We start from the raw sequence: 22,853 nt of genomic DNA, 5'->3' as shown, positions 1-22,853 counted from the left end.
AACCCCCCACCCCTGCGCCCCCACCCCCTTGCGCTCACCCGGCCCTGCGGCCCCGGCTGCCGTCATGCCCGGACCGGGCCGGTGGCACCTCGCCCCTACGTTCATGCAGCCCTGCGGCCCGCCCCTCCGGATTACTGGACCGGTGGCGCCGCGCCCCTACGTTCACCCAGCCCTGTGGCCCACCCTCCGACGTCTGGACCAACTGGGCCGGTGGCACCGCGTCGGCACCTCCATGCCGCGTGTTCACCCCGTGCCGTTACGTCCGCCCGGTCCTGTAGTTCCACTCCCTGAGGCGGGGGCTGTCGGCTCGGCGCTGTGTTCGCCCGGTCCGGCGCCGCGTGGTGCGTTGCTGTGGGGTGAGGGGGATGTTGGGGGTGGGTACGGCGAAGGCCCCGCCGGGGGCGGGGCCTTCGGGGTGGGTGGGTCAGGAGTGCTTGCGGAGGCGGAAGGTGAGGCCGAGGGGCTCGTCCGTGAAGGGGTCGCCGTAGGTGTCGTCGGCCTCGCCCGGGGCGAAGTCCGTGGCCAGTACCTCGTCGGAGATCAGCGACCGGTGGTCGGTGAGGGCCTGGCGGACCTCGTCGTCCGCCGTCTCCCAGCGCAGGGCGATGCGGTCCGCGACGTCCAGGCCGCTGTTCTTGCGGGCCTCCTGGATCAGCCGGATCGCGTCGCGGGCCAGGCCCGCGCGGCGCAGTTCCGGGGTGATCTCCAGGTCGAGGGCGACGGTCGCGCCCGAGTCCGAGGCCACCGACCAGCCCTCGCGCGGGGTCTCGGTGATGATGACCTCCTCCGGGGAGAGGGACACCGTTTCGCCGTCGACCTCGACCGAGGCGGTGCCCTCGCGGAGGGCGACCGAGAGGGCGGCGGCGTCCGCGCCGGCGATGGCCTTGGCGACGGGCTGGGTGCCCTTGCCGAAGCGCTTGCCGAGGGCACGGAAGTTGGCCTTGGCGGTGGTGTCCACCAGGGAGCCGCCGACCTCGGAGAGCGCCGCCAGGCCGCTGACGTTGAGCTCCTCGGCGATCTGGGCGCGGAGTTCGGCGTCCAGGGCCTCGAAGCCCGACGCGGCGACGAGGGCGCGGGAGAGCGGCTGGCGGGTCTTCACACCCGACTCGGCACGCGTCGCACGCCCCAGCTCCACCAGGCGGCGCACCAGCACCATGTGCGAGGAGAGCGCCGGGTCGATCAGCGAGGTGTCCGCCGTCGGCCAGGTCGTGAGGTGGACGGAGTCGGGGGCGTCCGGGGTCACCGGGACGACCAGGTCCTGCCAGACGCGTTCGGTGATGAACGGCACCATCGGGGCCATCAGGCGGGTGATCGTCTCGATCGACTCGTGCAGCGTGCGGAGCGCGGCCGCGTCGCCCTGCCAGAAGCGGCGGCGGGACCGGCGCACGTACCAGTTCGACAGGTCGTCGACGAAGGCCGAGAGCAGCTTGCCCGCGCGCTGGGTGTCGTAGGACTCCAGGGCCTGGGTGACCTGCTCGGTGAGGGTGTTGAGCTCGCTCAGCAGCCAGCGGTCGAGCAGCGGACGGTCCGCGGGGGCCGGGTCCGCGGCGGACGGGGCCCAGCCGGAGGTGCGGGCGTACAGGGCCTGGAAGGCGACGGTGTTCCAGTAGGTGAGCAGCGTCTTGCGCACGACCTCCTGGATGGTGCCGTGGCCCACCCGGCGGGCGGCCCACGGGGAGCCGCCGGCCGCCATGAACCAGCGGACCGCGTCGGCGCCGTGCTCGTCCATCAGCGGGATCGGCTGGAGGATGTTGCCCAGGTGCTTGGACATCTTCCGGCCGTCCTCGGCGAGGATGTGGCCCAGGCAGACCACGTTCTCGTAGGACGACTTGTCGAAGACCAGGGTGCCGACCGCCATCAGCGTGTAGAACCAGCCGCGGGTCTGGTCGATGGCCTCGGAGATGAACTGCGCCGGGTACCGCTTCTCGAAGATCTCCTTGTTGCGGTACGGGTAGCCCCACTGCGCGAAGGGCATCGAGCCCGAGTCGTACCAGGCGTCGATGACCTCCGGGACCCGGGTCGCCTCCAGCGCGCAGCCGTCGGCGGAGCAGGTGAAGGTGATCTCGTCGATGTACGGACGGTGCGGGTCGAGCTCCGACTGGTCCGTGCCGGTGAGCTCGGAGAGCTCGGTGAGGGAGCCGACGCAGGTGAGGTGGTTCTCCTCGCAGCGCCAGATGGGCAGCGGGGTGCCCCAGTAGCGGTTCCGGGACAGCGCCCAGTCGATGTTGTTGTTGAGCCAGTCGCCGAACCGGCCGTGCTTCACGGCCTCCGGGTGCCAGTTGGTGCGCTCGTTCTCGCGCAGCAGGGCGTCCTTGACGGCCGTGGTGCGGATGTACCAGGACGGCTGGGCGTAGTAGAGCAGCGCGGTGTGGCAGCGCCAGCAGTGCGGGTAGCTGTGCTCGTACGGCAGGTGCCGGAAGAGCAGGCCGCGCTCGTCGAGGTCCTTGACCAGCGCTTCGTCGGCCTTCTTGAAGAACCGGCCGCCGACCAGCGGCACGCTCTCCTCGAAGGTGCCGTCCGGGAGGACCGGGTTGACCACCGGGAGGCCGTAGGAGCGGCAGACCTTGAGGTCGTCCTCACCGAAGGCGGGGGACTGGTGGACCAGGCCGGTGCCGTCGTCGGTGGTGACGTAGTCGGCGTTGACGACGAAGTGCGCGTTCTCGATCTCGACCAGGGCGAACGGGCGCTCGTAGGACCAGCGCTCCATCTCGGCGCCGGTGAAGCGCTGCCCGGTGGCCTCCCAGCCTTCGCCGAGGGCCTTCTCCAGCAGCGGCTCCGCGACGACCAGCTTCTCCTCGCCGTTCGTGGCGACGACGTAGGTCACCTCGGGGTGCGCGGCGACGGCGGTGTTGGAGACCAGGGTCCACGGGGTGGTCGTCCAGACCAGCAGTGCCGCCTCGCCCGCCAGCGGGCCCGAGGTGAGGGGGAAGCGGACGTAGACGGACGGGTCGACGACCGTCTCGTAGCCCTGCGCCAGCTCGTGGTCGGACAGGCCGGTGCCGCAGCGCGGGCACCAGGGGGCGACGCGGTGGTCCTGGACCAGCAGGCCCTTGCCGAAGATCTCCTTCAGCGACCACCAGACGCTCTCCACGTACTGCGGGTCCATGGTGCGGTAGGCGTCGTCCAGGTCGACCCAGTAGCCCATGCGCGTGGTGAGCTCGGCGAAGGCGTCGGTGTGCCGGGTCACCGACTCGCGGCACTTGGCGTTGAAGGCGGCGATGCCGTACGCCTCGATGTCCTTCTTGCCGTTGAAGCCGAGCTCCTTCTCCACGGCGAGCTCCACGGGCAGGCCGTGGCAGTCCCAGCCGGCCTTGCGGCCCACGTGGTAGCCCTGCATGGTGCGGAACCGGGGGAAGACGTCCTTGAAGACGCGGGCCTCGATGTGGTGGGCGCCGGGCATGCCGTTGGCGGTCGGCGGGCCCTCGTAGAACACCCACTCCGGGCGGCCCTCGGACTGTTCGAGGCTGCGGGCGAAGACCTTGTTCTCGCGCCAGAGGTCGAGCACGGCGTGCTCGAGGGCGGGCAGGTCGACCTGGGCGGGTACCTGGCGGTACTGCGGCGTCGTCATCGGGGGGTCTCTTCCTCCGGCGGACATGTCGGTTCCGTCGGAGGGACGAGAGCCCGGGGCTCCCGCGGTACCACCCTCCTTGGCCGTGGGCGGTGCCCCCGGCCCCCTCATTGGGACCGCGATGCCGGGTCTACTCGCTCCGCTGGGGAGCTTTCTTCCGGCGGCTCGGGGGTGATCTTCACGTCGCGCAGGCCCCCGGGCTCGCACCGTCCCCGGGTCGCTCATGGCTGCGTACGGCGCTACTCGTCCCCTTCCACGCCTTTCGCTGCGCCCAGTGTACGGGGAGTCGTCGACCGGGGCCGCCCCGTTTTCGGCCCGCCCGGGCCCGGCCGGGTGCGGGTGCGGTGTGACCCGGACGGCTCAGCGGGGACGCCGGTGCCTGCCGGGGCGGAGCGGGTGCGCGGGGCGGCGGGCGATTACCGGGCCGGGAGCGGGGCACAACGGTTGCAGGTCCGCCCTGTCCGCGCGGTTCGGCAGGTGCCGGGCCTCCCGAGGGCCCCGACCGGCGGCGTGCCCCGTTGCCGCGGGTCCGGAGTCGATTTATCGTCCCAGCACGATTCGCGTGCGAAATCACAGAATGTGAAGGGGCCGCGGCCATGGTGGCGAAGAAGACCGCCGTGAAGAAGACGGCGTCCGCCAGATCCGCCGGCGGTGCGTCCCGAAATTCACCGCCGAAGAAGAGCACCGTGAAGAAGTCCACCGTCCAGAAGACCGTGACGCCGCCGCAGGACGGGAAACCGGCCGCGGCGAAGAAGCGCACGGCCGGCTCGGTGAAACCGGCGCCGGACGAGAAGGCCCCGGCTCGGAAGGCCGCGGCCCGGAAGACGGCTGCCGGGAAGGCCGCGTCCGGCACGGCACCGGCGAGCAAGGCACCGGCGAGCAAGGCGGCGGCGGGCAGGACGGCCGGCAAGGCCGCGGCGGGCAAGCCCCCGGCCCGGAAGGCGCCGGCGAAAAAGGCGGCCACGGAAAAGGCCGCGGCGAAGAAGCCGGCGGCGAAGAAGTCGACGGCCGTAAAGACCGCCGCGGAGAAGGCCCCCGCGGCCCGCACGAGCCGGGCCACGAAGGCCGTACCGGCGAAGAAGGCCGGAAAGGCGGCGACCGCCGCCCGGAAACCCGCTGACACGACGGGAGCCAGGACGGTGGTTGCGAAGAAGGCACGGGGCGGGGCTTCGTCCGCCAAGTCCGCCAAGAAGGTCCCGGCCGCCGCGGCTGCCGCGGCGACGGCCGTGTCCCCGGCCCGCGCCGGAGCCGCCGGGCCCGGCGAGCTGCCGGTCCGGCCGGAGGAGGAGCCCTGGTCCGAGGAGGAGGTCGCGGAGGCCCGCGCCGAGCTCCAGAACGAGGCCCTTCGCCTCGGTGCCGAGATCATCGCTTCCGAGGAGGCGATCACCGGCCTGATGCGCGACTCCGGGGACGGCGCGGGCGACGACCAGGCCGACACCGGCACGAAGAACATCACCCGGGAACACGAGCTGGCTCTCGCCGCCAACGCCCGGGAGATGCTGGAGCAGACCGAGCGGGCCCTGGAACGCCTCGACGCGGGGACCTACGGGCTCTGCGAGTCCTGCGGGAACCCCATCGGCAAGGCGCGGATGCAGGCGTTCCCCCGCGCCACGCTCTGTGTCGAGTGCAAGCAGAAGCAGGAGCGCCACTGAACCGTCCGCGGGGGTGTGCCGTACTCTCGTCCTCAGCTCTACTCGGGCGGGGGACGTACCCCCGCACGGACAGATACTGAGGGACATACGTGGCAGAGGCGGAGCGGATCATCGGTACTCCAGGTTCCCAGGAGCCGGCGCCGGAGCAGGCCGAGGAGTCCGCACCCAGGGGGAAGCGGCGGATCGCGGTGCTGCTGGCGGTCGCCGCGACCGCCTACGCCCTGGATCTGTTCAGCAAGATGCTGGTGGTCGCGAAGCTGGAGCACCACGCGCCGGTGGAGATCGCGGGCGATCTGCTGCGGCTCGTGGCGATCCGCAACCCGGGTGCCGCCTTCGGTATCGGCCAGGCCCTCACCATCGTCTTCACCCTCATCGCGGCGACGGTGATCGTGGTGATCGCCCGGATCGCCCGGAAGCTGTACAGCGCCCCCTGGGCCATCGCGCTCGGCCTGCTGCTCGGCGGCGCCCTCGGGAACCTCACGGACCGGATCTTCCGGTCCCCGGGCTTCCTCCAGGGCGCTGTGGTGGACTTCATCGCGCCCGCGCACTTCGCGGTCTTCAACCTCGCCGACTCCGCGATCGTCTGCGGCGGGGCCCTGATCGTGATCCTCTCCTTCCGCGGCCTGGACCCGGACGGCACGGTCCACAAGGACTGACCAATCGGTTCACAAGGACTGACCGACGGTCCACGAGGACTGAGCAGGAGGACGGGCGTACGAACCGTCTCCGCCGGTCCGGCATACTCGTCCGGGTGAGTACCCTTCCCGAGATCCGCACGCTGCCCGTACCCGACGGCCTGGAGGGCGAGCGCGTCGACGCCGCGATCGCCCGGATGTTCGGCTTCTCCCGGACCAAGGCCGCCGAGCTCGCCGCCTCCGGGAAGGTCCAGATCGACGGCAGCCCGGCCGGCAAGTCCGACCGGGTGAGCGGTGGCGCCTGGCTGGAGGTGGAGCTGCCGCAGGCCGCCCCGCCGGTGCAGATCGTGGCCGAGCCCGTCGAGGGCATGGAGATCGTCCACGACGACGACGACATCGTCGTGATCATGAAGCCGGTCGGCGTCGCCGCCCACCCCAGCCCCGGCTGGACCGGCACGACCGTCATCGGCGGACTGGCCGCTGCCGGCTACCGGATCTCCACCTCCGGCGCGGCCGAGCGCCAGGGCATCGTGCACCGCCTCGACGTGGGCACCTCCGGGCTGATGGTCGTCGCCAAGTCCGAGCGTGCCTACAGCCTGCTCAAGCAGCAGTTCCGCGAGCGCACGGTCGACAAGCGCTACCAGGCCCTCGTCCAGGGCCACCCCGACCCGCTGAGCGGCACCATCGACGCCCCCATCGGCCGGCACCCGAACCACGACTACAAGTGGGCCGTCACCGCCGACGGCAAGCCGAGCGTCACCCACTACGACCTCATCGAGGCGTTCCGCGCCGCCAGCCTGCTCGACATCAAGCTGGAGACCGGCCGCACCCACCAGATCCGGGTGCACATGGCCGCCCACCGGCACCCCTGCGTCGGCGACCTCACCTACGGCGCGGACCCCACCCTCGCCAAGCGGCTGAAGCTCACCCGCCAGTGGCTGCACGCGGTCCGGCTCGGCTTCGAGCACCCCGCCGACGGGCGCTGGGTCGAGTTCGAGAGCGACTACCCCGAGGACCTGCGCAACGCCCTGGAGACCGTCCGCGCGGAGAGCGGATGACCTCGCCGCGCCCCTATGTGATCCGCGTCGCGGGCGAGGCCGACCGCGAGCGCTGCTTCGCCGTGCGCCGGGAGGTCTTCGTCCGCGAGCAGGGGGTCCCCGAGGAGGTGGAGCTGGACGCGTACGACGCGGACGCCGTCCATCTGCTCGCCGAGGGCCCCGACGGTCCGCTGGGCACCGCGCGCGTGCTGCACGGCCCGGCGGTGGACCGGAAGTACGGCGCCTCGGGTGTCGACGGGTCGGCCACCGCCGCCCTCGGCCGGCTCGCCGTGCGCGGCGCCGCCCGGGGCACGGGACTGGGCGCGGCGCTGGTCCGGGCCGTGGAGGAGCAGGCCCGGCTGCTCGGGCTCGGCGGCGTCCACCTGGAGGCCCAGACCTCCGCACTCGCCTTCTACGAGAAGCTCGGCTACACCGCCCACGGGCCGGTGTTCGACGAGGGCAGCGGCATACCCCACCAGGCGATGCACAAGCTGCTCTGACGACCCGATGGTGCAGGTCGTGGCAGGCTGGAGGCTCTGCCCGGCCGCCCGAACGACTGGAGCGACACCACCGTGGACCAGCTGGCCCTGCTGTTCGCCCTGCTGCTCGGGGCCGTGGTCACGGTGCCGCTCGGCGACCGGCTGGGGCTGCCGTCGCCGGTGCTGATGACGCTGGGCGGGATCGTCCTCGCCCTGCTGCCGTTCGTGCCGAACGTCGACATTCCGCCCGAGTTCATCCTGCCGCTCGTCCTGCCGCCGCTGCTCTACGCCTCGGTGCAGCGCACCTCCTGGCGACAGTTCACGGCCAACAAGCGGGCGATCTTCCTGCTCGCGGTGGCCCTGGTGTTCGTCACCACCGCGGCGGTCGCCGCGGTCGCGCAGGCCGTCGTCCCCGGGCTGCCGCTGGCCGCCGCCGTCGTGCTGGGCGCGCTGGTCGCCCCGCCCGACCCGATCGCGGCGACCGCCGTCGCCGGTTCGCTCGGGCTGCCCCGGCGCATGGTGTCGATCCTGGAGGGCGAGGGGCTGTTCAACGACGTCACCGCGATCGTGATCTACCACGCGGCGCTGGCGGCGGCCGTCGGCGGCAGCTTCTCGGCGCCGCGGGCCGCCGGCTCGCTGGTGCTCTCCGCGGTCGTGGCGGTGGCGGTCGGCCTCGCGCTGGGCTGGGTCGCCAACCACCTGATCGGGCTGCTCGGCGACGCGACCCTGCAGATCGGGCTCAGCCTGCTGGTGCCGTTCGTCTCCTACGTCCTGGCCGAGGAGCTCCACGGGTCCGGGGTGCTGGCCGTGCTCACCACCGCGCTGTTCCTCGCCGAGCGCACCGCCGACGCCGACGACGTCCTGGGACGGCTGGCCGGCAACACCTTCTGGGGCGTCGTCGACACCCTGGTCACCGGTGTCGCCTTCGGACTCATCGGCCTGGAGCTGCACAACCTGTTCGGTACCGCCTCCGGCCGCTGGGGCCAGCTGCTGGGTGCCAGCGCCGTCGTCGTCGGCGTCGTGGTGGGCGTCCGGCTGCTCTGGCTGCTGCCCGCCGCCTGGCTGGCCCGCCGGATGCACCGCCGCCGGGACATCGCCGAGGACATCCCGCTGACCTGGCGGGAGACCGTCGTCATGTGGTGGGCCGGGATGCGTGGGGTCGCCTCGGTCGCCCTGGCGCTCGCCATCCCGCTGACCGTCGACGGCGGCGCCCCGTTCCCCGCCCGCGAGGAGATCCTCTTCATCGCGTTCGCCGTGGTCATGGCCACCCTGGTGCTGCAGGGGCTGACCCTGCCGTGGCTGGTCAGACGGCTCGGTGTGCGGGCCGACACCGACGCCGAACGCGAGCACGAGCGCGTCCTCGCGCTGCGCGTCGCCAAGGCCGCCAAACGCCGGCTCCGGGAGATCGAGCAGGTGGAGGAGCTGCCGGAGGAGCTGTCCGAGCTGCTGCTGCGCCGGGCCCACGAGATCGGGGTGCGCATCTCCCCGGACATCATCGACGACGAGCGGCGGGAGACCCAGGAGAAGCGGATCGCGCGCGTCCGGCGGGTGCAGCGGATCCAGGCGGAGATGCTGTCCGCGGCCCGCCACGAGGTGCTGGCGGCGCGCAGCGAGCCGGGGGCGGACCCCGAGGTGGTGGACCGGGTGCTGCACGAACTCGATGTCCGCAGTCTCCGGGGGACGCCGCCGTAGACTGCGATTCGATCTTCCGAAGGAGGGGGCCGGTCGCATGGCGCGCACGGTGGTGATCAGCGGGGGCGGTACGGGCATCGGGCTGGCCACGGCGAGAGCGTTCGCCCGGGACGGCGACCGGGTGGTGCTGCTCGGGCGGCGGGCCGAGGTCCTCGAACAGGCCGCGGCCGCGGTGCCCGGTGCGGTCGCCCGCGCCGTGGACCTGACCGACCCGGGACAGACGCAGGAGGCGGCGCGGTTCATCTGCGAGCGCTTCGGCGCCGTGGACGTCCTGGTCAACAACGCGGGCGGGAACGGCGGCCTGGAGCCGCCGCCGGACACCGCCGATCCGCTGGCCGCCGTCGCCCACGACTGGACCGTCAACTTCCGGCTGAACGTGCACACCGCGGTGCTGCTGACCGAGGCGCTCCGCGACCACCTGGCCTCGCCGGGCGGGCGGGTGCTGTTCCTGAGCTCCATCGCCGCGCTCCGCGGCTCGGGCTCCCACCCCTACGCCTCCGCCAAGGCGGCCCTGCACCCGTACGCCCAGGCCCTCGCCCGGTCGCTGGGGCCGCGCGGCGTCACGGTGAACCTGGTCGCCCCCGGCTATGTCGAGGAGACGGGCTTCTTCGGCGGGGCCCTGCCCGACGAGCGGCACGACGCGCTGGTCGCCGAGACGCTCACCGGACGGGCCGGAACCCCCGGGGACGTGGCGGAGACGCTGCACTGGCTCGCCTCGGCGGCGGCCGGCCACATCACCGCCCAGGTGATTCAGGTCAACGGCGGCGCCGAGCGCGGCCGTTAGGGCCGGGGGACTCGAACAGCACGTCGTCCTGGGGTTCGCCGTCCCGAGGGGCGTCCTGGGGCGGCAGCACCGCCGGGGCGGTCGAGACCCGCGGCAGCGCGTACGGGTGCTCGTCCCGCAGCCAGGCGATCATCCGCTCCCGGACCTCGCAGCGCACCGTCCACAGCGAATCCGCGTCCCGCGCGGTGACCAGCGCCCGGACCTCCATCGTGGTCGGGCCGGTGTCGGTGACCACGAGCGTCCAGTCCCGCCCGTCCCAGGCCGGGCAGTCCTGCACGATCTCGTGCGCCTTCTCCCGCATGGCCTCCACCGGAGCGGTGTGGTCGAGCTGGAAGAAGACCGTGCCGGTCATCTGCGGCCCGCCGCGCGACCAGTTCTCGAACGGCTGGCTCGTGAAGTACGACACCGGCATGGTGATCCGGCGCTCGTCCCAGGTCTTCACGGTCAGGAAGGTCAGCGTGATCTCCTCGACCGTTCCCCACTCGTCGTCCACCACGACCGTGTCGCCTATCCGCACCATGTCGCCGAAGGCGATCTGCAGCCCGGCGAAGAGATTGCCCAGCGTGGACTGCGCGGCGATACCGGCGACGATGCCCAGCAGACCGGCCGACGCCAGCATCGAGGTCCCGACCGCACGCATCTCGGGGAAGGTCAGCAGCATCGCGGCCGCCGCCACCACACCGACGATCGCGGTGACCACCCGCTGGATCAGCGTGACCTGGGTGCGCACCCGGCGCACCCGGGCGGGGTCGCGGGTCGCCGTGGCGTAGCGGGAGTAGGTGGACTCCACGATCGCGGTGGCGATCCGTATCACCAGCCAGGCCGTCGCTCCGATCAGCACCAGGGTGAGCAGCTGCCCGATCGCGGCGGTGTGGTCCCGGGCCAGGTGGGCCTGGTCGTACGAACCGCGCAGCAGCGCCGCGCAGAGCACGAACTGGAAGGGGATGCGGCAACGGCGCAGCAGACCCCACAGCGGGGTCTCGGGGTGGCGGGCGTCGCTCCGGCGCAGGCCTTGGTCGACGAGCCAGCCGATCACCAGGGTGATCGCGATTGAGCCGCCGATCACGAGCAGCGGACGCAGCACGTCCTCCATGGACACCTCAGCTCCTTTCAACGCTTACGGCAGTCCGCGTACCCACGACCGTAGCTGGCACGATGTGAGAAGTGCGATACACCGAGAGCTAAGGGAAACCAGGTGCCGTCCTCCTCGACGATTGTTCTGTTCCACTCGGCCCATGGCCTGCGTCCGGCCGTCGGGGCGGCTGCCGACCGGCTCCGCGCCGCCGGGCACGAGGTCCATGTGCCCGACCTCTACGACGGGCGCACGGCCGACACGGTCGAGGAAGGCATGGCGATCAAGGACGAGATCGGCCAGGAGGAGCTGCTGCGGCGCGCCGTCACCGCCGTGGCGCCGCTCTCCGACCGCGGGCTGGTCTACGCGGGCTTCTCGCTCGGCGGCTCCATCGCCCAGAATCTCGCCCTGGCCGACGAGAAGGCCCGCGGCCTGCTGCTCCTGCACGGCACCTCCGACCTCGCCGACGACGCCGCGACCGACGAGCTGCCGGTCCAGCTGCACGTCGCCGACCCCGACCCGTTCGAGCCGCAGGACTGGCTGAACGCCTGGTACCTGCGGATGCGGCGGGCCGGGGCGGACGTGGAGGTCTACCGCTACCCGGGTGCCGGGCACATCTTCACCGATCCCGAGCTGCCGGACTACGACGCCGAGGCGGCGGAGTCGCTCTGGCCGGTGGCGCTGGCCTTCCTGGCGGAGCTCTGACCCGGAGCCCCGGGCGATACGGGCCGCCCCCGGCGGGCCGGCACGCGGAACGCCCCGCCGCACTGGGGGTGCGACGGGGCGTTCCCGGCTGCGTGCCGCGCGGGCGCTGGATCAGCTGGCGCGGTAGGCGTACCAGGACTGGGTCATCCGCTCGACCTGACCCGGGGTGAAGAGGGTCATGCACGAGTCGTACGTGTAGTCCATGAAGTTGCGGATCGGGTCGAGGCCCTCCGCGGCACAGGTGTCACGGCCGACCGGGCACGCGAACGCCGGGCTCGCCTCGGGGGCGGTGTCGGCGACGTAGTCGTTCGGCTCCGAGCAGCCGTCCTGGAAGGTGTGGTACAGGCCCATCCAGTGACCGACCTCGTGGGTGGCGGTGTCGCCCTCGTTGTAGTCCGCGGCCGAGCCGCCGGGCAGCGACTCGTCCAGGACGACGACGCCGTCCATCTTCGGGTCGTCCGGGTACCACTCGGGGAAGGTGGCCCAGCCGAGCAGACCGCCGCCGAGGCCCGCGGTGTAGATGTTGAGCGCGCTGGAGCCGCCCTTGCGGAGCTTGGTCTTCATGTCACGCTCGGCGGAGCCGTCCGGCTCCATGCCGTTGTACCACTCGGCGCTCTGGGTGTAGTCGGTCTTGACCAGCTTGAACTTGAACTGGCTGCCGGTGTTGCCGTCGCCCTTGCCGGCGAAGGCCTCGTTGAGGACCTTCATCTGGCCCTCGACGTCCGCGGCGCCGAGCTTGCCCTTGTCACCGTCGTGCACCACGTGGAAGTACACCGGGATCGTGGTCGACGCGGCCGCCTTGGCCGCCAGCAGCTTGCCCTGGGGCGACTTGCGGAGCTGGCCGACTCTTCGCTGCAGGTCTCTGTCCATGGCCTCGGCCTCGGAGGCGGAGACGTCGTTCGGCTCGTGTGCGGTGGCGCTGCCCAGCCCGCTCGCCGGGTCCGCCTTCCGCGCCGTCGCGCTCGGGGCGCTGCCGTCGGGGCACTTCTCGGCCTTGGTTCCGGAGGGGGCCTTGGCGTTCACGGCGCCGGCTGTGGGGGTCAGCGGGGTGAAGGCCAGGGCACCCGCCAGCAGGGCGGTGCCGATGAGACGTTGGCGAAGACGCGGGGATATTCGGGCCGTTGCGCGCATCTGGGCTCCTCGCGGACACGGTGTCAGGTGGGATTTCCGCCTGCCGTGCCGGGAGATTACGAGGCGGCGTGAGAGCTTCAGCAGGTCCTAACTGGCCCAATCAAACGTCTGGGGCAATTGGGGCGTTGGGGAGAGATCTACCGACACTCTGGGCACTGTGAGACACGTCCGTAACGCCCGAGGTGGCGGGAGAGAGTGGTGTGTCCCCAATCGTTCCGCGGAACACACCACTCCCAGCGACGGAGTCACGGTCCGGTATACGGAACGGGACTGGCCGGAAAACGGCGTTCAGCGAACGGGTTCGTGTACGCGCTCCACTTTCTGGGTGCCGGAGAGGGTGCGGTAGGAGCGCGTCCACTCCGACGTGGCGTTCCGGTCGGACTTGTCGGAGATCACGTAGTAGTCCATCTGGGTCCGCTCGGCGGTGACGTCGAGGACGCCGTAGCCGTGCGAGTCCATGTCCACCCACTTCACATGGCGGTTCGCGGCCCGGATGGCCGTCGCGGCGGCCAGCGACAGGGTGTGCGGGGCGACATGGAGGATCTCGTCGAGGTTGTCGGAGGTCACCGACGTCACCACGAACTCGGTCGCGGCGGAGGCGGACACCGGGTACGTCGCGGCCTTGACCGGCACATCGGTGGCCCAGGCCATGTGGATGTCACCGGTGAGGAAGACCGTATTGCTGATCGACCGGTCGCGCAGATGGGCGAGCAGTTCACGCCGGTCGTCGGTGTAGCCGTCCCACTGGTCGACGTTGATCGCCAGCCCCTCCTTGGGCAGCCCCATCAGCTCGGCGAGCGGCCCGAGCAGGTGCGCCGGGAGGGAGCCGAAGGCCACCGGGGAGATCATCACCGAGGTGCCGACGAGCTTCCAGGGGGCGTCGGAGGAGGCCAGGCCCGCCTTCAGCCAGTCGAGCTGGGCGCGGCCGGTGATCGTCCGGTTGGGGTCGTCCACCCCGCCGTTGCCGATCTTCGACGGCTCCGAGCGGAACGAGCGCAGGTCGAGCAGGTGCAGATCGGCGAGCTTGCCGAAGCGCAGCCGCCGGTAGGTGGTGCCGGAGGTCGAGGTCCGCACCGGCATCCACTCGAAGTAGGCCTGCTTGGCGGCGGCCACGCGCTGGGCCCAGTCGCCCTCGGCGCCCGGGGTGTGGTTCTCCGCGCCGCCGGACCAGGCGTCGTTGGCGAACTCGTGGTCGTCCCAGATCGCCACGACCGGGTGGGCGGCCTGGAGCTGCTGGAGGTCGGGGTCGGTCTTGTACGCGCCGTGCCGGATGCGGTAGTCGGCCAGGGTGGTGATCTCGTGGGTGGGGGAGTGCGGGCGCACCACGTACTTGGGCTCCGGGTAGATCCCGGTCGCGTACTCGTAGATGTAGTCGCCGAGATGGAGGACCGCGTCGAGGTCGGTGCGCGCGGCGAGGTGGCGGTACGCGGAGAAGTAGCCGGACTCCCAGTTGGCGCAGGAGACCACGCCGAACCGCGGGGCGTGCGAGGCGTCGTCGTGCGCGGGGGTGGTGCGGGTCCGGCCCACGGCGGAGTGCACCCCGTCGACGGTGAAGCGGAACCAGTACGGGGTGGCGGGGCGCAGCCCGCGCACATCGGCCTTGACGGTGTGGTCGGAGGCGGCCTTCGCGGTCGTGGTGCCGTTCGCCACGACCTTGCTGAACCCCTTGTCCTCGGCGACCTCCCAGCGCACCGCGACATCCGGGCCCTTGCCGGAGCCGGGCACGGCGTCGGGGGTGGGGGTCACCCGGGTCCACAGGAGGACGCCGTCGGGCAGCGGGTCACCGGAGGCGACACCGTGCAGGAAGGCGGGGGCCGCCCCGGCTGCCGTCGCCTGGGGGGCGGTGGCCAGCGGTATGAGGGCGGCGGAGACGGCCGCGGCTTTGACGACCGTGCGGCGTGAGGTGGTGTCAGGAAGAAGATCGGTCACGGCCGATCACATTACTGGCTAGTACTGCAAACAGGTGGGTAGAAATCATAAGTTTGCCCACCTGTCACCGAACGGTCGGACGGTGGCCGGGCGGTGGGGGCGGGGCGCTCGTCCGCGCCTCGGGCGGCAGGCCATTCCGGGGGCCGGCCGCGGGAGATTTCCGGGGGTCCGGAGGGCCGCGGTGCCGGCGGGCGGCCCGCCAAAGCCGCGGCCCCGTCCGGCGGTTGCCGGAACATCCCGGGCAACCGCCGGACGGGGCCGGCGAGTCATGTGCGGCATCCGGTGGGCGGTACCGCGGGGAGACCTCCCCGCCGGCCGGTGCCCGCCGGATGCCGTTCCGCTACTTCTTGTCCGCCTTCTTGTAGGCGTAGTCGAACTGCTCCGGCGTCGTGATGGGGGTCCTCGGGTCGCCGCCAGGGGCCAGCATCTTCGTCCCGTTGAGCTTGAAGCTCGGGGTGCCGGAGATGTCCTTCACGCCCTTGAACTTGGCCGACATCTTCAGTGCCCACGGGTCGTAGGTCCCGTTCTTGAGGGCCTTCTTGAAGGACGCGTTGTCCTTCAGCGCCGGCACCTCCTGGGCGATCTTGATCAGACGGCTGTCCTTGCCGAAGGCGTCGTCCTGCTCCGACGGGTGGTTGTCCGGGGAGAAGAGCGCCTTCTTGTAGTCCAGGAACGCTTCCGGGCTGACGTTCACGGCCGCCCCCAGCGCGCTGAGCGCGTTCTTGGAGCCGGTGCCGGGGATGCCGTCGTCGATGAAGGTGCCGATGGTGAACGACAGCTTGTACTTGCCGTCCTCCATCTCCTTGCGGACCTTCTCGCCCGTGCTCTGCTCGAAGGTCGCGCAGACGGGGCACCGCGGGTCCTCGAACACCTCCACCGTCTTCTTGGCGTCCTTCTTGCCGATGATGATGTCGGTGCCGTTCTTGCCCGAGGTGTTGGCGGGGGCGACGAACTTCTTCTTCTTGGGGCCCGACTGCCAGCCGGCGGCGCTCGCGCTGTCGCTGCCGTTGCTGCTGTTCATCTTGGTGACGGCCACGCCGATCCCGGCGGCTATGCCCAGCACGGCGACGATCGAGGTGCCGACGATCAGCTGTCGGCGGATCTTGTCCTTCTTCGCCTGGCGCTCGCGCTCCGCGCGCATGCGCTCGCGGGCCGCCTGCTTGTTGGCCTGGCTGTTGCGGTTGCTCATCGTGGTGTTCCTGCTCCGTCGTCGGAATGAAAAGAGGGACTGCTGTGCCGGGTGAGGCTTCAGGGAGCCACCGGGCACGGCGGTCCGCGCCGTCCGACGGAGTGGGCGAGCATCGGGTGCGTACGGGCCGTGGGCAGCGGCGCGACCGGCCGGAGCCGGGCACGGGCCGGTACGTCGCCCGCCAGCACCGAGGCGACCGCGATCAGCAGCGGCCGGAAGGTGAGCGTGGCGACGGCCCGCAGCAGCCGGGCGAGAGCGGCCTCGCCGCGCCGGAGCCAGGCCGCCGCGACGAGACCCACCGCGACATGGACGGCCAGCAGCAGCCAGGGCAGCGCCGGATCGACGGCGACGTGCGGCATCCCCGCGCCGGCGTCGCGGCCCGTCATCCGGGCCAGCGGGGTGCCGAAGTCGCCGCCGCTGCACAGCAGATCCACCCCGACCGAACGCAGCGGCCCGGCGACCGGGCCGCCCGCCCGGCCGTAACAGGCGTGCTGGCCGGTGGTGAACACGGTGTCCGCGGCGAGCTCCAGGGGGATCAGCAGTGCGGCGATCCGTACGAAGCCGCGCTCCCGGCCGGCCAGGGCGTACGCGATCGCGTACACGCCGGCGGTGAGCGCGGCGACGGTCGTCACCGGCAGTGGCACACCGGACAGCAGGACGTGCGAGGCAGCGGACAGGGTCACGCAGAGCGCTGTGAACAGCGCCGCGCGCAGTGCCCTGAGCCGTGCCCCTGATATGTCCATCGCCGGAGAGTGTGCCATGAGCGCGGCTAAGCGGTGCCTAAAGGATCGCACTTCGTCCGGCGCTCCGGCTCCCACCGGCCTCCGAGCACGGGACGGTGCCGTCCGTTTGCGGCAGATCTTGTGGCCTGTCGCATTCAAGGTCCTCGCCCGCCTCGAGGTGGAGGAGCCGTGCCGGCGGGCCCAACGAGACTCGGGTGGGCGCACCACGAGGGGCGCCCACCCGATATCGATCACCGGTGAACCGATCGGCCGGGGTGACCGAGTCGGTTACTGCCGGTTACGACTTGCCGTACTTGGTGGCGCAGTAGCGGTCACCCTGGAGGCAGATCTTGATGCCCACCCGCAGGCCGTTGGGGATGTTCAGCTTCTTGCGCACGCACGCATTGCCGGAGCTCTTGTCCGTGACCGGAATCCAGTAGGACCCGGCCCTGCTGCTCCAGCCGATGTGGCCGCTGGCGGTCAGGCCGTCCGCCCTGTTGTCGCAGACGGTGAAGGTGTCGTTGCTCGCGTGGTAGCCCGCGGCTCCCCCGTTGAACGGGTCGGTTGTCTTGACGAAGGCGTTGGTGCCGGCCGAAGCGGGGCTGCTGACCAGCAGGACTGCGGCAGCGGCTGCGCCGAACGACGCCGCCAGGCCTTTGGTGCTCAGTTTCATGCTTCCCCCAGTTTTGTTGTGTCAATTGGTCGCATATGCGAGGAAGTTCAGAGCCTCCTCGCGGCGCTCTGCGATCTTTCTTCATCTAAATGCGCGATGTCAAGCGTTAGCGGGTTGGGGGTGACCGCAACTCGAGGACGCATTACGTATGGGTGCTTTGTGTTGGTGTGGGGGGGGCTAGATGCAAGGAGGGCCGACGACCTTTGTGGTCGCCGGCCCTCGTGTCATGCCTGGACGGAACTCCGGTCCGTGGGAGATCGACTGTTCATGACCCCCCTTGCCTGCCCGTGCCGGGTTGCCGCGCGTTCGGTCCCGGCGCCCCGGGGTCGAATCGCCTCACACCCCCGGAATCCGGCCGTTGCGGAACAGGTCGACGAAGGTCTGGTGGTCGGCCCGGGCCTGCGCGCCGTAGGAGTGCGCGAAGTCCGTCAGCAGCCGCACGAAGCCCTCCTCGTCGGCCGCGATCGCCGCGTCGATGGCGCGCTCCGTGGAGAACGGGACCAGCGAGTGGCCGCTCTCGTCGTCCGCCGCCGCGTGCATGGTGGCGGTGGCCCGCCCCAGGTCGGCCACGACCTCGGCGATCTCGGCCGGATCGTCGATGTCGGACCAGTCCAGGTCGACGGCGTACGGCGAGACCTCGGCGACCAGCTGCCCCGCCCCGTCCAGCTCGGTCCAGCCCAGCCACGGGTCGGCGTGGTCCTGCAGGGCGCGCTGCGAGATGACCGTGCGGTGCCCCTCGTGCCGGAAGTAGGAGCGCACCGCCTCGTCGGTGATGTGCCGGGACACCGCCGGGGTCTGCGCCTGCTTCATGTAGATCACGACGTCGTTCTCCAGGGCGTCGCTGTTGCCCTCGAGAAGGATGTTGTACGAGGGCAGGCCCGCGCTGCCGATCCCGATGCCGCGGCGGCCGACGACGTCCTTGACCCGGTAGGAGTCCGGGCGGGTCAGGCTGGACTCCGGGAGGGTCTCCAGGTAGCCGTCGAAGGCGGCGAGCACCTTGTAGCGGGTGGCCGCGTCCAGCTCGATCGTGCCCCCGCCGGGGGTGAAGCGGCGCTCGAAGTCCCGGATCTCGGTCATCGAGTCCAGCAGCCCGAAACGGGTGACGGAGCGCGCCACCCGCAGTGCGTCGAGCAGCGGGCCCTCGGCGGTGTCGAGGGTGAAGGGCGGCACCTCGTCGTCCTTGGCGCCGGTGGCCAGGGCGTGGATCCGCTCGCGGTAGGCGGTGGCGTAGGTGCGGACCAGGTCGGTGATCATCTCGTCGCTGAGGGCCTTGGTGTAGCCGATCAGGGCGACGGAGGCGGCGAAGCGCTTCAGGTCCCAGGTGAAGGGGCCGACGTACGCCTCGTCGAAGTCGTTGACGTTGAAGACCAGCCGGCCGTTGGCATCCATGTAGGTGCCGAAGTTCTCGGCGTGGAGATCACCGTGGATCCAGACGCGGGAGGTCCGGTCGTCGAGGAACGGACCGCCCTCGCCGTCCTTCAGATCGTTGTAGAACAGGCAGGCCGTGCCGCGGTAGAACGCGAAGGCCGAGGCCGCCATCTTCCGGAACTTGACCCGGAAGGCGGCCGGGTCGGCGGCGAGCAGCTGCCCGAAGGCGGTGTCGAAGACGGCGAGGATCTCCTCGCCGCGCTGCTCGGCCTGGGCGGCCGGGGCCTGCTGGGACGACATCGCGGTACGCCTCCTGGTGCGTGGCGGGTGGGACGGACGGTCCGCCGCCGGGCGCTGCGGCACGGCACACGGACCATCAACAGGTGCAACGGGCGAGGCTACCGCCGAGTGCCCGCTCCGGGGGTGAGACCGGCGCTGTGTCCCCTTCGCTGTCGGTGCGGAGTCGTAGACTTCCTAGCCGTCGCCCGTCCTGTTCTCCGACCCTCGCTGGAGGTCCTCCGCCGTGGCCAAGCCGCCTTTCACGCACCTGCACGTCCACACCCAGTACTCGCTGCTGGACGGTGCCGCGCGGCTCAAGGACATGTTCAAGGCGTGCAACGAAATGGACATGACCCATATCGCGATGACGGACCACGGAAACCTGCACGGAGCGTACGACTTCTTCCAGCAGGCGACCGCGGCCGGCGTCACGCCGATCATCGGGATCGAGGCGTACGTCGCCCCCGAGTCCCGGCGGAACAAGCGGCGCATCCAGTGGGGCCAGCCGTACCAGAAGCGGGACGATGTGTCCGGTTCCGGTGGATACACGCACAAGACCATCTGGGCGGCGAACAGCACCGGACTGCACAACCTCTTCCGGCTCTCCTCCGACGCCTACAAGGAGGGCTGGCTGACGAAGTGGCCCCGGATGGACAAAGAGGTCATCGCCGAGCACGCCGAGGGCCTGATCGCGTCCACCGGCTGCCCGTCCGGCGAGGTGCAGACCAGGCTCCGGCTCGGCCAGGACGAGGAGGCCCTGAAGGCCGCCGCCGAGTACCAGGAGATCTTCGGCAAGGAGCGGTACTTCCTGGAGCTGATGGACCACGGCATCGAGATCGAGCGCCGGGTCCGGGACGGTCTGCTGGAGATCGGCAAGAAGCTCGGCATCCCGCCGCTGGTCACCAATGACTCGCACTACACCTACTCGCACGAGTCGAGCGCCCACGACGCGCTGCTGTGCATCCAGACCGGTAAGAACCTCTCCGACCCGGACCGCTTCCGGTTCGACGGCACCGGTTACTACCTCAAGTCCACCGACGAGATGTACGCCGTCGACTCCTCCGACGCCTGGCAGGAGGGCTGCGCCAACACCCTGCTGGTGGCGCAGCAGATCGACACCGACGGCTGGTTCGACAAGCGCGACCTGATGCCGCGCTTCGACGTACCCGAGGGCTACACCGAGGTCACCTGGTTCCGCGAGGAGGTCAAGCGGGGCATGGCCCGCCGCTTCCCCGGCGGGGTGCCCGAGGACCGGCAGTCGCTGGTCGAGTACGAGATGGACATCATCATCCAGATGGGGTTCCCCGGGTACTTCCTCGTCGTCGCCGACTTCATCATGTGGGCGAAGAACAACGGGATCGCGGTGGGCCCGGGCCGTGGCTCCGCGGCCGGTTCGATCGTCTCGTACGCCATGGGCATCACCGACCTCGACCCGATCGAGCACGGGCTGATCTTCGAGCGGTTCCTCAACCCCGAGCGCGTCTCCATGCCCGATGTCGACATCGACTTCGACGAGCGCCGGCGCTCCGAGGTGATCCGGTACGTCACCGAGAAGTACGGCGCCGACAAGGTCTGCATGATCGGTACCTACGGCACCATCAAGGCCAAGAACGCGATCAAGGACTCCGCGCGGGTGCTGGGGTACCCGTACGCGATGGGCGACCGGCTCACCAAGGCCATGCCCGCGGACGTCCTCGGCAAGGGCATCTCGCTCTCCGGCATCACCGACTCCTCGCATCCCCGCTACAGCGAGGCGGGCGAGATCCGGGGGATGTACGAGAACGAGCCGGACGTCAAGAAGGTCATCGACACCGCGCGCGGCGTGGAGGGCCTGGTCCGGCAGATGGGTGTGCACGCCGCGGGCGTGATCATGTCCAGCGAGACGCTCACCGACCACATCCCGGTCTGGGTGCGGCACTCCGACGGCGTCACCATCACCCAGTGGGACTACCCCACCTGTGAGTCGCTCGGCCTGCTCAAGATGGACTTCCTGGGCCTGCGGAACCTCACCATCATGGACGACGCGGTCAAGATGGTCCGCGCCAACAAGGGCATCGACCTCAAACTGCTCGACCTGCCGCTGGACGACCCCACGACCTACGAACTGCTCTGCCGTGGTGACACCCTCGGCGTCTTCCAGTTCGACGGCGGCCCCATGCGCTCCCTGCTGCGCATGATGAAGCCCGACAACTTCGAGGACATTTCCGCGGTCTCGGCCCTGTACCGGCCGGGCCCGATGGGCATGAACTCGCACATCAACTACGCCCTGCGGAAGAACGGCCAGCAGGAGATCACCCCGATCCACCCCGAGCTCGAGGAGCCCCTGAAGGAGGTCCTCGACATCACCCACGGCCTCATCGTGTACCAGGAGCAGGTGCAGAAGGCCGCCCAGGTGCTCGCGGGCTACTCGCTCGGCCAGGCCGACCTGCTGCGCCGGGCGATGGGCAAGAAGAAGAAGGAAGTCCTCGACGCCGAGTTCGTCAACTTCCAGAAGGGCGCGCGGGACAAGGGCTTCTCGGACGAGGCCATCCAGGCCGTGTGGGACGTGCTGGTCCCGTTCGCCGGATACGCGTTCAACAAGGCGCACTCCTCGGCGTACGGGCTGGTCACCTACTGGACCGCCTACCTCAAGGCCAACTACCCGGCCGAGTACATGTCGGCGCTGCTCACCTCGGTGCGCGACGACAAGGACAAGTCGGCGATCTACCTCAACGAGTGCCGCCGCATGGGCATCAAGGTGCTCCCGCCCAACGTCAACGAGTCCGAGGCGAACTTCGCCGCCCAGGGCGACGACGTCATCCTGTTCGGTCTGACCGCGGTGCGGAACGTCGGTCAGAACGTGGTCGACTCGATCATCCGCTGCCGCAAGTCGAAGGGGAAGTACACCTCGTTCCCCGACTTCCTGGACAAGGTCGAGGCCGTCGTCTGCAACAAGCGGACCGTCGAATCGCTGATCAAGGCGGGCGCCTTCGACGAGATGGGCCACACCCGCAAGGGGCTCACCGCGCACTACGAGCCGATGATCGACAACGTGGTCCAGGTCAAGCGCAAGGAGGCCGAGGGCCAGTTCGACCTCTTCGGCGGCATGGGCGACGACTCGGCGGACGACGGCCCCGGCTTCGGGCTCGACGTCGAGTTCTCCGACATCGAGTGGGACAAGGCGTATCTGCTGGCGCAGGAGCGCGAGATGCTCGGCCTCTACGTCTCCGACCACCCGCTGTTCGGCATCGAGCACGTGCTGAACGACAAGGCCGACGCGGCGATCTCCCAGCTCACCGGAGGTGAGCACTCCGACGGCGCGATCGTGACCATCGGCGGCATCATCTCCGGTCTGCAGCGGAAGATGACCAAGCAGGGCAACGCCTGGGCCATCGCCACCGTCGAGGACCTGGCGGGCTCGATCGACTGCATGTTCTTCCCCGCCACCTACCAGCTGGTGTCGACCCAGCTCGTCGAGGACACGGTCGTCTTCGTCAAGGGGCGCCTGGACAAGCGGGAGGACGTCCCCCGGCTCGTCGCCATGGAGCTGATGGTCCCCGACCTGTCGGAGGCCTCCGCCAACGCGCCGGTGACGATCACTATTCCGACGGTGAAGGTCACCCCGCCGCTGGTGGAGAAGCTCGGTGAGGTCCTCACCCACCACCGGGGCTCCACCGAGGTGCGGATCCGCCTCCAGGGGGCCCGCAAGACCACCGTGCTCCGGCTCGACCGGCACCGGGTCACCGCCGATCCGGCGCTCTTCGGCGATCTCAAGGTGCTGCTCGGACCGGCCTGCCTGGCCGGCTGAGGACCGCGCGGGCATTTCGTTCCCGCCGTCGTCCCCGAGTCGGCCGTGGCCCGTCGTGCTGGGGCCGGTCCGCCGGACGGCGCGTTGTCGGCGACCCGTCCGCCGGGGCCCTGCCGGAAGGGCCCGCCCCGATGCAACGACGCGGATGCAA

16 protein-coding genes are annotated in these 22,853 nt (G+C 70.7%); 8 read left to right on the top strand and 8 right to left on the bottom strand.

From position 1 onward, the window contains the following. Positions 1 to 424 precede the first annotated feature (424 nt). A complete protein-coding gene (gene ileS / locus AC3EQ1_RS25535) occupies positions 425 to 3,568 on the bottom strand; it encodes an isoleucine--tRNA ligase (RefSeq protein WP_432096675.1) in 3,144 nt (1,047 codons plus the stop codon). A 596-nt stretch (positions 3,569 to 4,164) separates the two neighbouring features. Here ileS and AC3EQ1_RS25530 point away from each other — a divergent pair. The 6 genes from AC3EQ1_RS25530 to AC3EQ1_RS25505 all read left to right on the top strand — a co-directional run bounded on the left by AC3EQ1_RS25530 (position 4,165) and on the right by AC3EQ1_RS25505 (position 9,847). Then, complete coding sequence (locus tag AC3EQ1_RS25530; protein WP_432096674.1) at positions 4,165 to 5,220, top strand: TraR/DksA family transcriptional regulator; 1,056 nt, start codon at positions 4,165 to 4,167, stop codon at positions 5,218 to 5,220. 89 nt (positions 5,221 to 5,309) lie between these two features. Further along, a complete protein-coding gene (lspA, locus tag AC3EQ1_RS25525; RefSeq protein ID WP_432096673.1) occupies positions 5,310 to 5,876 on the top strand; it encodes a signal peptidase II in 567 nt (188 codons plus the stop codon). A gap of 95 nt (positions 5,877 to 5,971) precedes the next feature. Beyond that, on the top strand, positions 5,972 to 6,913 hold the full coding sequence (locus AC3EQ1_RS25520; RefSeq protein ID WP_351512862.1) for an RluA family pseudouridine synthase: 942 nt from the start codon (positions 5,972 to 5,974) through the stop codon (positions 6,911 to 6,913). Beyond that, positions 6,910 to 7,392 carry a GNAT family N-acetyltransferase gene (locus AC3EQ1_RS25515; protein WP_432096672.1) on the top strand — a complete coding sequence of 161 codons (483 nt, stop codon included), beginning with the start codon at positions 6,910 to 6,912 and terminating at the stop codon, positions 7,390 to 7,392. Before AC3EQ1_RS25520 ends, AC3EQ1_RS25515 begins: the two co-directional genes overlap by 4 nt. A gap of 72 nt (positions 7,393 to 7,464) precedes the next feature. Continuing rightward, the gene (locus AC3EQ1_RS25510; RefSeq protein WP_432096671.1) at positions 7,465 to 9,063 is read left to right on the top strand and encodes a Na+/H+ antiporter; all 1,599 of its coding nucleotides are present in this window, start codon (positions 7,465 to 7,467) and stop codon (positions 9,061 to 9,063) included. Between the two features lie 37 nt (positions 9,064 to 9,100). After that, complete coding sequence (locus AC3EQ1_RS25505; RefSeq protein WP_432096670.1) at positions 9,101 to 9,847, top strand: SDR family NAD(P)-dependent oxidoreductase; 747 nt, start codon at positions 9,101 to 9,103, stop codon at positions 9,845 to 9,847. On the opposite strand, the gene AC3EQ1_RS25500 is transcribed toward AC3EQ1_RS25505, so the two are convergent. Then, a complete protein-coding gene (locus AC3EQ1_RS25500) occupies positions 9,819 to 10,940 on the bottom strand; it encodes a mechanosensitive ion channel family protein (RefSeq protein WP_432096678.1) in 1,122 nt (373 codons plus the stop codon). The genes AC3EQ1_RS25505 and AC3EQ1_RS25500 overlap by 29 nt on opposite strands. Before the next feature lie 102 nt (positions 10,941 to 11,042). Between AC3EQ1_RS25500 and AC3EQ1_RS25495 the strand changes: the two genes are divergently transcribed. Continuing rightward, positions 11,043 to 11,624 (top strand): dienelactone hydrolase family protein, encoded by a 582-nt coding sequence (locus AC3EQ1_RS25495; RefSeq protein WP_432096669.1) that lies wholly within the window; start codon positions 11,043 to 11,045, stop codon positions 11,622 to 11,624. A 111-nt stretch (positions 11,625 to 11,735) separates the two neighbouring features. Here the strand turns inward: AC3EQ1_RS25495 and AC3EQ1_RS25490 are convergent, their stop codons facing one another. From AC3EQ1_RS25490 to AC3EQ1_RS25465, 6 genes are all read right to left on the bottom strand, one after another. Continuing rightward, on the bottom strand, positions 11,736 to 12,755 hold the full coding sequence (locus AC3EQ1_RS25490; protein ID WP_432096668.1) for a zinc metalloprotease: 1,020 nt from the start codon (positions 12,753 to 12,755) through the stop codon (positions 11,736 to 11,738). 288 nt (positions 12,756 to 13,043) lie between these two features. Beyond that, the gene (locus tag AC3EQ1_RS25485; RefSeq protein WP_432096667.1) at positions 13,044 to 14,684 is read right to left on the bottom strand and encodes an alkaline phosphatase D family protein; all 1,641 of its coding nucleotides are present in this window, start codon (positions 14,682 to 14,684) and stop codon (positions 13,044 to 13,046) included. Between the two features lie 340 nt (positions 14,685 to 15,024). Further along, on the bottom strand, positions 15,025 to 15,873 hold the full coding sequence (locus AC3EQ1_RS25480; RefSeq protein WP_432096666.1) for a thioredoxin domain-containing protein: 849 nt from the start codon (positions 15,871 to 15,873) through the stop codon (positions 15,025 to 15,027). 59 nt (positions 15,874 to 15,932) lie between these two features. Beyond that, the gene (locus AC3EQ1_RS25475; protein WP_432096665.1) at positions 15,933 to 16,616 is read right to left on the bottom strand and encodes a hypothetical protein; all 684 of its coding nucleotides are present in this window, start codon (positions 16,614 to 16,616) and stop codon (positions 15,933 to 15,935) included. A 277-nt stretch (positions 16,617 to 16,893) separates the two neighbouring features. After that, positions 16,894 to 17,268, bottom strand: a complete 375-nt coding sequence (locus AC3EQ1_RS25470; RefSeq protein WP_432096664.1) for a hypothetical protein — start codon at positions 17,266 to 17,268, stop codon at positions 16,894 to 16,896. 336 nt (positions 17,269 to 17,604) lie between these two features. Next, complete coding sequence (locus AC3EQ1_RS25465) at positions 17,605 to 18,936, bottom strand: DUF2252 domain-containing protein (protein WP_432096663.1); 1,332 nt, start codon at positions 18,934 to 18,936, stop codon at positions 17,605 to 17,607. A gap of 223 nt (positions 18,937 to 19,159) precedes the next feature. Here AC3EQ1_RS25465 and dnaE point away from each other — a divergent pair, with 223 nt between their 5' ends. After that, positions 19,160 to 22,702, top strand: coding sequence for a DNA polymerase III subunit alpha (dnaE, locus tag AC3EQ1_RS25460; protein WP_432096662.1), 3,543 nt, complete (start codon positions 19,160 to 19,162; stop codon positions 22,700 to 22,702). Positions 22,703 to 22,853 lie beyond the last annotated feature (151 nt).

The sequence above is a fragment of the Streptomyces sp. bgisy100 genome (assembly GCF_057709105.1).
Note: the sequence above shows the minus strand (reverse complement) of the source record. Positions and strands in the feature narration are given on the sequence as shown.